Source organism: Streptomyces hainanensis (genome assembly GCF_004348415.1).
Taxonomy (GTDB): Bacteria; Actinomycetota; Actinomycetes; order Streptomycetales; family Streptomycetaceae; genus Streptomyces; species Streptomyces hainanensis.
Genome location: NZ_SMKI01000282.1, coordinates 1 through 10,245 on the forward strand (window position 1 = coordinate 1; position 10,245 = coordinate 10,245).

Genomic DNA, 10,245 nt, shown 5'->3' on the forward strand with positions numbered 1-10,245 from the left:
GGGGTGCCGTTGCCGGACCGGTTCCGGGTGGCCGAGGGCGGGGTCGTGGTCACCGAGGGAACGCGTGGTCCGGCCGCCGGGCGGGGCGTGACCGGCGGCCGGATCACCGGCGTCGCGTGGGACGGGACGGCCGAACCGCCGCCCGGCGGCGCCGTGTTGGTGGTGCGGCATCTCGACCCGACGCTGGCGCCGCTGCTGCCCTCGCTGGCCGCGCTGGTGGCCCAGACCGGCAGCCCGCTGTCGCATCTCGCCGTGCTGGCACGCGAGTTGGGTCTGCCCACGGTCACCGGCGCCGCGGACGCGGTGCGCCGCTTCCCGCCCGGCACGCCGCTGCTGGTCGACGGCGGCACCGGCGAGGTCGCGGAGGTCGGGCGGTCATGAGGGGCGCGCGGCTGGCCGGCTACCTGTTCGGCGGTGCCACCGCGCTGGGGGCCGCCGGCTATCTGGTGGTCTACCTCTACCGCTGGCAGTGGCAGCGCGCCCTCCTCTGCGGTGTGCTGCTGCTGGTGGTCGAGGTGCTGCTGCTCGGCCTCGCCGTCCTGGACCGCGTCGGCCGCCTCGAACAGCGGTTGCGCGAGGGCGACCGGCGCCGGGACGAGGCGCACGAGCGGCTGCGCGCCGAGCTGCTGGCCGCGTCGCGTGGGCCCGAGGTCGAGACCGGCCGGTCCCGGCCGCCGCGTTTCGCCTGGCTGCTCGACCACGGCGCGGACGACGGCCGCCGCACGTTCGTGTTCGTGCCGGTCCTGATGGCCACCGGGGTGGCGCTGTCCGGCGTCGCCTGGCTGCTGGAGCGGGTCGCCGGGGCGACCGTCAGGCCCGCCGCCGACCGGCGGCTCGCCGGCCGCCTCACCCCGCTGGCCGCGCCGCCCGGCGGTCCGACCGCCGGCACCGCTCCCGAGCTGCCGGAACGTCCGCTCGACGGCCCGTCCGCGACCCGCCGCCGTTGGCCGCGCGCCGCCGGCTGGCTGCTGGCCGGGCTGGCGTGCGTCGGCCTCTTCGAGGGCCTCGCCGAACTGACCGAAACCCGTCCCCCGGAACGCGGCACGGCGGCGGCCACCTCGGTACTGTTCGAGATCGAGGCCAACGGCGTGGACGAGGGTCGGGTCACCATGGCGGCGCACCAACTCTGGGAGCGCTGCCGCGACGCCACCGCCGTCCCGCTGGAACGGGCCGGCCTGACCGCCCTCGACGGCGGCCTGTTCGCGGTGACGACGTACCCGTCGCTCAGCGAGCACGACGTCCATCGGCTGCTCGGCTGCCTGGAGGACGTCGGCGTCGACCGCGTGCGGCTGCGGATCGTCGGAACGGGATCCATCGAAGCCAGCGGATAGTAGCAGCAACTCTCCAGGTCTCACGGGACTTTGTCGGTTGGTGATGATTCCGGTAGCGAGTCGACCGGCCAGCACTAGCGTCCACCGCACTCCCCCGTAACCGGCCTGGAGGGCGCAGTTCGCATGGCTACTCGACGATCCGGCATCGCCGGCGCGTTCACTTCGGCTCACACCGTGGGCACCGCGCTCGTCATCGGCGCGCTCGCGCTGACGATGGCGGCCCTGCTCATCCCCGTCAGCCTCTTCGAGCGCGTCGCCAACGCCGGCCCGAACGTCGAGGTCGGCCCGCCGGCCACGTTCACCGACGACGGCCGCGGCACGCTCGACACCCAGTACGGTCCGCTCACCCCACTGGACCGCGACTTCGTGCGCCGGGTGCGGCTGGCCGGTCTCTGGGAGGGACCCGCCGGCCGCCAGGCGATCGAACGCGGCAGCAGCGACGCGATGCGGACCGCCGGTGAGCATCTGGTCGACGGGCACGCCCTGCTCGACGAGATGTCCGTGGACGCGGGGCGCGAACTGGGCATCGACATGCCCACCCAGCCGAACGAACAGCAGCAGGGATTCCTCAACCAGTTCTCGGCGGCCAGCGGCGCCGAGTACGAATACCTGTTCGCCAACATCCTGCGTCGGGCACACGGCCAGGTATTCGGGCTTGTCGCCCAAGTCAGACACACGACCGAGAATTCCATGGTTCGGGAGCTGGCGGACCAAGCCAATGAAACCGTGCTCGACCACATCACTCATCTGGAGTTGACGGGACTGGTCGACTACGCGCAGCTGACCGATTAGGCCCCATTGTCCGAGGGCTGACTTCCGGATCCCGAATCAATGGATCCCTGTATGAGACGGAGCAATTCATGAGTCGGCAGACACACAAACGCTCGCGAGGCAGAACAAAAGCCGTGGCGTTGGTGACGGCGCTGGTGGTCGGGGGCGGCGGTGCGGTGGTCGTCGCCCAGCAGGCCTCGGCCGGCTGGGGTCGGGGGGGCGACGGCGGAGGCTGGTCACGCGGGCACCAGGAGGCGTGGAAACCGGGTGGCACGATCCAGTGCCCGGACGTCGGACAGAACATGGAGGTGCTGCCGGCCAACGCCAGGACCGACGTCGGCCAGGCCCTCGCCGATCTGGACCGGCAGGTCGCGGACGCCTACGGGCAGATCCCGACCAACGAGTCCGAGGTCGCGGACGCCGAGCCCGGCGACTCCCGGCAGGTCCTCGGCGATCTGGAGAACGACCGCGAGCAGACCATCCAGGGCATCATCGACGCCACCGGCGTCAGCGGCCGGCAGGCCAACCGGCTGCGCCGGATGAGCCCCTGCCAGGTGATGCCGCCGGCCAACCCGGTCGACACGCCGCCGCCGGCGGAGGGTGAGGCGGGCGGCGGCGGGTCCGTCGAGTGCCCGGACGTGGAGGTCGGGGACGTGCCGGACGCCGCCCAGGCCGAGGTGGACCGCGAACTCGGGCTGCTGCAGCGGCAGATCGAGGAGGCCAACGCCCGGCTGGCGAGCTCGGCGGGCGAGGGCGGCCCGAACTTCGTGGACAACGCGATCCTCGGCCCGCTGGCCGACAAGCGCACCGCCGCCATCGACCGGATCAGGATCGCGATCGAGCGCACGGGCGCCATCGCGCCGACCGGGCTGCAGGACTTCGCACGGTGCGAGGTCGGCGGCGGGGGCGGCGGCGCCGACCCGGTCGACACCCCGCCGGAGGACGGCGGCGACGGCGGCGACGGCGGTGACGGCGGCGAGGCGCCCCCGCCGGTGTCGGGCGGTCCGTTCCCCGAGGACTTCGTCGACATCACCACGGTCACGCCCAACGTGACCCCGCCGCCCGCGGACAACGGGAACGGCTCGACCGGCACGTTCACGGTCGACTGCGGCACCAACGAAGAGGGCCAGTTCAACTCCGACAACGTGATCGTGGCCCCCGGCGTGTCCAACGGCGCCCACCACCTGCACGACTACATCGGCAACATCGGGGTCGACGCCTTCGCGACCGACGAGAGCATGGCCGCCGCCGACACCACCTGCACCAACGGCGACCAGTCGACCTACTACTGGCCGGTGCTGCGGGTCCTCGACGAGGACGGCGACGGGACCATCGACGCGGCCGGCGGCCACAACGGCGACCACAACGGTGGTGGCGGTGACGGCGGCAACGGCGGTGGCGGCGACGCGGGCCAGATCGGCCGGGACGACGTGCCCCCGATCGACGACGAGCTGGACAACGCCCACAACAGCGGCCGCGTCCTCGAACCGGTCGAGGTCAGCCTCACCTTCCAGGGCAACGCGACCGGCCCGGTGGTCGACATGCCGCGCTTCCTGCGGATCATCACCGGCGACGCCAAGACGCTGACCAACGGCACGGCCAACGCCAACGCGTCCTGGAGCTGCACCGGCTTCGAGGACTCCGTGCAGCTGACCGAGCAGTACCCGCTCTGCCCGCAGGGCAGCGACCTGGTCCGCACCTTCGACTTCCAGAGCTGCTGGGACGGCCAGAACGCGGACAGCGCCAACCACCGCACGCACGTGGCGTTCGCGGGGCAGGACGGCTCCTGCGGCGGGGGCTTCCAGGCCATCCCGCAGCTGGTCCAGCGGATCGTCTACGAGGTCCCGCCGGGCCCGGTGTTCGCGGTGGACAGCTTCCCCGAGCAGCTGCACCACCCGTCGACCGACCACGGTGACTTCATCAACGTCATGAACGAGCAGCTCATGGCCGAGGCCGTGGCCTGCATCAACGAGGGCCGGGAGTGCGGCCCGTGACCGGACGGCAGTAGCCGCGTCATCCCTGACTGACGGGCACCTCCGGGGCGCCAAGCGCCCGCCCCGGAAGGTGCCCGTCCTTCTGTCGTCCCGGGGGGTAACCCCCCGTCCCGGGGGGTAACCCCCGGCGCGTCGGGGGGATGGCCGGATGGGCCGTGTCCCGCTCCGCTGGTGGGATGGGCGTCGTCCCCGCGTGTCACGGAGAAGAGGTCACCATGCACGGGCCAGCAAGGCACCGACGACGCCGGCTCGTCCTGACCGGCCTGACCGCGGTCCTGCTCGCCGCGACGACCTGGACCACGGCGGCGGCGGGGCCGCGGCCGCCGGACCCGCTCCAACAGCGGGTGGACGCGATCCACGAGACCGGCGTCGTCGGCGTGTTCGCCGAGGTGACGTCGCCCGACACCCGTCACAGCGCGCGCGCCGGAACGGCCGTGCGGGGCACCGGGACGCCGATGCCGCGGGACGGCAGGTTCCGGATCGGCAGCGTCACCAAGACCTTCACCGCCACCGTCGTGCTGCAACTCGTCGACGAGGGGCGCCTGTCCCTCGACGACACCGTCGAGGAGTGGCTGCCGGGCGTGGTCCGGGGAAACGGCAACGACGGCCGCCAGGTCACCGTGCGGCAGCTGCTGCGACACACCAGCGGCATCCCCGACGTCCTGCCGGACATCGCCGCGTTGCGCGGCGCGGACGGCTATCGCGCCGAGCGGTTCCGCACCTACACCCCCGAGGAGCTGGTGGCGCTGGCGATGCGCAACCCACCCGACTTCCCACCCGGCGACGACTGGTCGTACTCCAACACCAACTACACGCTCGCCGCGATGATCATCCACGAGGTCACCGGCCGGAGTTGGGCCGACGAGGTGGCGGACCGGATCATCCGCCCGCTGGGCCTCTCGGGCACCGGCACACCCGACACCCTCCCGTTCCTCCCGGGCCCGCACGCCAGGAGCTACGCCGCGTTCGGCACCGACAACCTCGTCGACGTCACGGCGCTGAACCCGAGCATGGCCGTCGGCTCCGGCTCGATCGTCAGCACCACGCGCGACCTGAACCGGTTCCACTCCGCGCTGCTCGGCGGCGAACTGCTGGACCAGGCGCGGCTCGACGAGATGACGACCACCGTGCCCGCGCCCGAGCTCGGCCTGGAGTACGGGCTCGGTCTGGCCGAGATCCCGCTGTCCTGCGGCGGCGGCTACTTCGGCCACGTGGGCGAGCTGCTCGGCTACCGCACCTGGGTCGGCGCCACCGCCGACGGGACCAGGACCGCCGCGGTGTACGTCACCAGCGACGGCGGCCAGGACACCCAGCGGGCCATGAGCGCGCTCGTGGACCAGGAGCTGTGCCGGACCGGCCCCTGAGCACGTGACGGCGAAGAGGAGGGCCCGCCGGGCGGTGAACCGCCTGGCAGGCCCTCCTCGTGTGCGCTTCCGCACCGCCCCGTTCTGTCGCTCGCCCCGGTCTCCCTCCGCTTCCTCCTCTTCCTCCGGAACCGCCCCTCACCTAGCGGCCGTTGACACGGGCCTCACGGGCCACGTCCATCGGCCGCAGCGCCATGGCCGCGGTCCTCGCCCGCCGGCTGATCCGGGCCTGCACGTCCCGCACCTGGCCGAGCAGCCGGCGGCTGTGCAGCGTCATCTCCAACTCGAAGCGGCTGCGCGGGTCCCGCAGCACCGGGCCGAACAGCTTCTCCAACTGCCGCAGCCGGTAGTGCACCGTCTGCGGGTGCACCTTCAGGGTCTTGGCGGCCTCGGGCGCGCCGCCGCCCTCCAGCCAGGCCAGCAGCGTCGTTTCGAGCCGCGCGCTCTGCGCGGGCTTCAGCGACTCGAGCGGACGCAGCCAGCGGGTCGAGAGGGCGCGGACCAGGGACTCGTCCTGGAGCAGCAGCAGCGCCGGCAGGTGGTCCTCGACGAAGAGCACCTGCGCGTCCGGCGCCAGCTCGACCAGCCGGCGCGCCCAGCGCAGCGAGGAACGGGCGTCGGCGAGCGGCACCGTGTGCCCGACGGCCGCGGCCCGGCCGCGCGGCAGGGCGCGGCGCAGCTCCGGGCGCGCCTCCGGGTCGGGGTCGGGGATCAGGGCGCAGGGCCTGCCGTCCGTGATGCCGATCAGCGCGTCGCCCAACGTGTCGGTGGAGAACCGCAGTTCACCCGGTGCGCCGAGCACCACGGCCTGCACCCCGGTCGGCAGCTTCCAGGCGGCGCGCTGGGCCAGCGGCGCCAGGGAGGCCAGGGACTCCTCGGAGAGCGCGGGTCCTGTGGTGAGCGCGGCGAACAGCTCCTGACGGGCCCGCTCGCGGGTCAGCGAGCCGTACTCGCCGTCCCCTTCCGCGAGGGTCTCGGGCTCCGGCCGGCTGAGGGCCCCGCGCAGGGCGGCCTCGACCTCGGAACGCATCTCCGCGCGGCGGCGCTCCTCGGGCAGCGCCGACATGGCGGACACGCGGTCCAGCAGCGCGTCGGCCACCTCGTCGGCCAGGGCGGGCAGCTCCCTGGGGCTTAACCAGATGTGGTCCAGAAGGGCACGCATCTCGGATCTCCTTCACGTCGGGTGTGGACCCGACAGATCGCGGGCATTGCGTCAGAAGAACGTCGGAAGAACATCGCACAAGGTACTCAAAAAAATCTGTCATCGCGTTTTCCGGGGCGTCTTCGCAATTATTTAAGTCGCCTTTAAGGACCCTTTCAGGTTCCCTTGAATTTCCCGGTCGACAAAGACAGGACGGGTTTTTTCTTAGTCCTTGCCGCAGGTGGAGCGGCCGGACGCGCAGAAATTTATCACGCTCGGATAATCGCGCAATCCCGTGCGCCGAAATTCGACATGCTGCGGCCACGGCGCTTGTCCCGGAGGTTTAGCCCGATGACCACCTACCCACCCCCAGAGATCAAGTCGGCTTCTCGCCGCCGCGCATCTCACCGAGCCGCGACCCCCCGGTCGCAGCGTGCGCTCCGCGGCCAGGTCCGCGGCCCGGTCCAGGCCCCGGGCCGCGGACCCGTCGGCGGAGCGCGCCGACCAGGCGGCGACCGCGGGCCGCGGCTCATCGCCGCCTACGTGGCGGGCGCGACCATGGTCGTGCTGCTGGCCGCGGCCAACGCGGGGGTCTTCGGACACCTCTGGTTCTTCCTCGACTGGGGTGCCGGCGTGGCCGCGCTGGTCGCCCTGAGCGGCACGGTGCTGTGGGGCGTGGTCTCCACCGACCGGATCGTGTTAGCCCCGGGCCACCGGCTGCTGGCCCAGGGCGTGCACCGCGGCCTGGCGGTGGCGGGGCTGACGTTCCTCGCCCTGCACATCTGGGTCAAGATCGCGGGCGGGCGGGTCACCGCCTCCGTGGCCTTCGTGCCCTTCACCGCGGACAGACGCGCGGTGCTGATCGGGCTCGGGACCCTGGCCGCCTACCTGTTCCTGGTGACCGCCGTCTCCGGCGCCGTGCGGAGCGTGTTCGCCACCCCGCGCAAGGCCCGGTGGTGGCGTGCCATCCACATGAGCGCCTACCTGGCCTGGGGCGCCTCGATGGTCCACGGCCTCAAGGCCGGCCGGCCGGTGAGCGGTTCCTGGGTGACCATCGCCTACTTCGCCGCCATCGTCGGCGTGGCCATCGTGCTGGGCCACCGGATCGTCGCCCGCAGGAGGCTCGTCCATGAGCGTTCCTAAGCGTCCCGCGCTCGCCGTCGTCGGCCAGCCGCGCCTGCTGGCCGGGCTCGACGTCGCCACCCGCCTGGACCGTGTCGCGCATCTCACGGTTCACGGCCCGCTCCCCCGGCTGCGGTTGGAGGAGGTGATCGCTCTCGCGGAGAACATCGATCTGCGCGGCCGGGGTGGGGCGGGCTTCCCGTTCGCCAGGAAGCTGAAGGGCGTCGTCGAGGCGGCGGGCCGCCGCGGCATGGCACCTCATGTGGTGATCAACGGCAGCGAGGGCGAGCCCAGTTGCCTCAAGGACAAGGAACTGCTGCTGCGCACCCCGCACCTGGTGCTGGACGGCGCGCTGCTCGCGGCCGAGGCGCTGGGCGCGGACCGGATCGCGATCGGCGTCACCAGGACCGACGTGGAGAAGTCGGTGCGGGACGCGGTGGCCGAGATGCCGCCGGGCACCCGGCCGATCGAGGTGACGTACCTGCCCGAGCGGTTCGTCACCGGCGAGGCGTCCGCGTTGACCCGCGGCATCGAGGGACTGCCCGCGCTGCCGGCCGGCCGCAAGGTGCGCTCGACCGAGAGCGGACTGGCCGGCGCCCCCACCCTGTTCTCCAACACCGAGACGTTCACGCAGCTCTCGGTGGCGTCCCGGCTCGGCGCCCTCTCCTACCGGGAGTTGGGCCTGCCGAACGAACCGGGCACGGTGCTGCTGAGCGTGGCCGGCAAGTTCGTGGTCGAGGCGCCGGTCGGCACGCCGCTGCGCGACGTGCTGTGGCTGTGCGGCATGCCCGACCCGGGGCAGGGCGTGCTGATCGGCGGCTACCACGGCCGGTTCATCGACGCCGACGCCGCGAAGGAGACGACGCTCGACCGCGACGCGCTCAAGCGGTACGACGCGGTGCTGGCGGCCGGCGCGGTGATGCCGCTGCCGCACGGGACCTGCCCGGTGGGCGAGACCGTGAAGGTCGCCCGCTGGATGGCCGACCAGTCGGCGAACCAGTGCGGACCGTGCGCGCTGGGGCTGCCGTCGATCGCCGAGGCGCTGAGCCGGGCCGCGAGCGGCGGCGGGCTCAACGCTCTCGACGCGGTACGCAACCGGGTGCTGTCGGTGCGGAAGCGCGGCGCGTGCAGCCACCCGGACGGCACCGCCAACTTCGTGAACTCGGCGCTCAACTCGTTCCTCACCGAGTTCACCGACCACGCGGTGGGTCGCGGCTGCGGGCGCCCCACCGTCGGCTCGCTCGCCGTGCCTCCGGAGCCGATCGCGCTGCCGGCGGCGACCTCGGACAGCGGACCGAAGCTGCTCGTGGACTGGACGCTGTGCCGGGGCCACGGGCTGTGCGCCGACGTGGTGCCCGACGTGGTCCGCCTCGGTCCCGACGGCTACCCCGACAACGCCACCTACAACCTCCCGGCGGACTCCCGCAACCAGGCCGTACGCGCCATCCGCCGATGCCCGGAACTGGCCCTCCGACTAGCCAACTGACCAACCCCCACCCCACATTTCAAGGAGCAACCATGACAACTCAGCTCACTCGCCAGCGCTTTCCGCACCGCTCGGCGCTGACCGTGGCGGCGGTGGCCAGCCTCTTCCTCACCGTCGCCTGTGGCGGAGCCGACGACGGCGGCACCACCACGATCGAGAACGCGGGTGCCTCGTCGGACAGCGGCTACGACTACGGCGACGGCTACGGCGACGACTCGGGCGCCTCCCCCCAGCTGGGTGAGCCCGCCGGCGAACTGGCCGTGGCCGAGGACTCCGAGCTGGGTGAGGTGGTCACCGACGCGGAGGGATTCACGCTCTACCGCTTCGAGAACGACACCGCCGATCCGCCGGTGTCCAACTGCGAGGGCGACTGCCTCGTGGCCTGGCCGGCGGTGCCGGCCGACGACGCGGCGGCGGCCGCCGGGATCGACGCCTCACTGCTCGGCGAGGTCGAACGCTCGGACGGCAGCCTGCAGTTGACGCTCAACGGCTGGCCGGTCTACCGCTACGCGGAGGACGCCGCGCCGGGTGACGTCAACGGCCACGGCGTCGGCGGCGTCTGGAACGCCCTGGCCCCGAGCGGCGCCCCGGCCGGCTCCGGCGCCGCCGAGGGCGGCGGTGGCGCCGAGGCGGGCGGCGAGTTCGACGAGCTCAACATCATCGACGACCCCGACCTCGGCGAGATCGTCGCCGACTCGGAGGGCCGCACCCTCTACCGCTTCGACAACGACACCGCCTGGCCGATGTCGACCGGCTGCCTGGACGCCTGCCTCGAGACCTGGAAGCCGGCCGAGTTCATCGACCCGGCGGTCGCCGAGCAGCTGGGCTTCGACCCCGAGCTGATCATCCCGTTCGAGCGCCCCGACGGCACCACGCAGCTGACCATCGACTGCTGGCCGGTCTACTACTTCACCGGCGACCAGGAGCCCGGCGACACCACCGGCCACGGCGCCCAGGACCTCTGGTGGGCCGTGACCCCCGAGGGCGGCAAGGCCGGCGGCGCCTGATCCCCCACCGCACGACGCGTCCCCCCACC

General features: G+C 72.7%; 9 protein-coding genes. 8 read left to right on the forward strand and 1 reads right to left on the reverse strand.

The window, feature by feature from the left end:
- The 5 genes from E1283_RS23560 to E1283_RS23580 all read left to right on the forward strand — a co-directional run.
- On the forward strand, positions 1-381 hold a 381-nt coding region (locus E1283_RS23560), incomplete at its 5' end, for a PEP-utilizing enzyme (RefSeq protein WP_243745049.1).
- Complete coding sequence (locus E1283_RS23565) at positions 378-1,331, forward strand: hypothetical protein (protein WP_132820131.1); 954 nt, start codon at positions 378-380, stop codon at positions 1,329-1,331. The genes E1283_RS23560 and E1283_RS23565, both read left to right, overlap by 4 nt.
- A 174-nt stretch (positions 1,332-1,505) precedes the next feature.
- A complete protein-coding gene (locus E1283_RS23570) occupies positions 1,506-2,123 on the forward strand; it encodes a DUF4142 domain-containing protein (RefSeq protein ID WP_243745050.1) in 618 nt (205 codons plus the stop codon).
- Positions 2,124-2,659: 536 nt separating this feature from the next.
- Positions 2,660-4,096, forward strand: coding sequence for a DUF1996 domain-containing protein (locus tag E1283_RS23575; protein ID WP_425086219.1), 1,437 nt, complete (start codon positions 2,660-2,662; stop codon positions 4,094-4,096).
- Between the two features lie 215 nt (positions 4,097-4,311).
- Positions 4,312-5,460 carry a serine hydrolase domain-containing protein gene (locus E1283_RS23580; RefSeq protein WP_132820133.1) on the forward strand — a complete coding sequence of 383 codons (1,149 nt, stop codon included), beginning with the start codon at positions 4,312-4,314 and terminating at the stop codon, positions 5,458-5,460.
- Between the two features lie 142 nt (positions 5,461-5,602).
- Here E1283_RS23580 and E1283_RS23585 read toward each other — a convergent pair whose 3' ends face one another.
- Positions 5,603-6,622: a PucR family transcriptional regulator gene (locus tag E1283_RS23585; RefSeq protein ID WP_132820134.1), complete on the reverse strand. Its 1,020-nt coding sequence runs from the start codon at positions 6,620-6,622 to the stop codon at positions 5,603-5,605.
- Between the two features lie 522 nt (positions 6,623-7,144).
- Here E1283_RS23585 and E1283_RS23590 point away from each other — a divergent pair.
- Genes E1283_RS23590 through E1283_RS23600 form a run of 3 tightly spaced genes read left to right on the forward strand, consistent with a single transcriptional unit; the run spans position 7,145 to position 10,216 of the window.
- Positions 7,145-7,744, forward strand: coding sequence for a hypothetical protein (locus E1283_RS23590; protein ID WP_132820135.1), 600 nt, complete (start codon positions 7,145-7,147; stop codon positions 7,742-7,744).
- Positions 7,731-9,209 (forward strand): NADH-ubiquinone oxidoreductase-F iron-sulfur binding region domain-containing protein, encoded by a 1,479-nt coding sequence (locus tag E1283_RS23595; protein WP_132820136.1) that lies wholly within the window; start codon positions 7,731-7,733, stop codon positions 9,207-9,209. The genes E1283_RS23590 and E1283_RS23595 overlap by 14 nt, the downstream gene beginning before the upstream one ends.
- A 32-nt stretch (positions 9,210-9,241) precedes the next feature.
- Positions 9,242-10,216, forward strand: coding sequence for an SCO0930 family lipoprotein (locus tag E1283_RS23600; RefSeq protein WP_132820137.1), 975 nt, complete (start codon positions 9,242-9,244; stop codon positions 10,214-10,216).
- Positions 10,217-10,245: the final 29 nt, after the last annotated feature.

What these genes read in the sequence shown, in the direction of transcription:
- E1283_RS23580 (WP_132820133.1), top strand. Translation starts at nt 4,312, where the DNA reads ATGCACGGGCCAGCAAGGCACCGACGACGCCGGCTCGTCCTGACCGGC.
- E1283_RS23585 (WP_132820134.1), bottom strand. Translation starts at nt 6,622, where the DNA reads ATGCGTGCCCTTCTGGACCACATCTGGTTAAGCCCCAGGGAGCTGCCC.
- E1283_RS23565 (WP_132820131.1), top strand. Translation starts at nt 378, where the DNA reads ATGAGGGGCGCGCGGCTGGCCGGCTACCTGTTCGGCGGTGCCACCGCG.
- E1283_RS23595 (WP_132820136.1), top strand. Translation starts at nt 7,731, where the DNA reads ATGAGCGTTCCTAAGCGTCCCGCGCTCGCCGTCGTCGGCCAGCCGCGC.
- E1283_RS23575 (WP_425086219.1), top strand. Translation starts at nt 2,660, where the DNA reads ATGCCGCCGGCCAACCCGGTCGACACGCCGCCGCCGGCGGAGGGTGAG.
- E1283_RS23600 (WP_132820137.1), top strand. Translation starts at nt 9,242, where the DNA reads ATGACAACTCAGCTCACTCGCCAGCGCTTTCCGCACCGCTCGGCGCTG.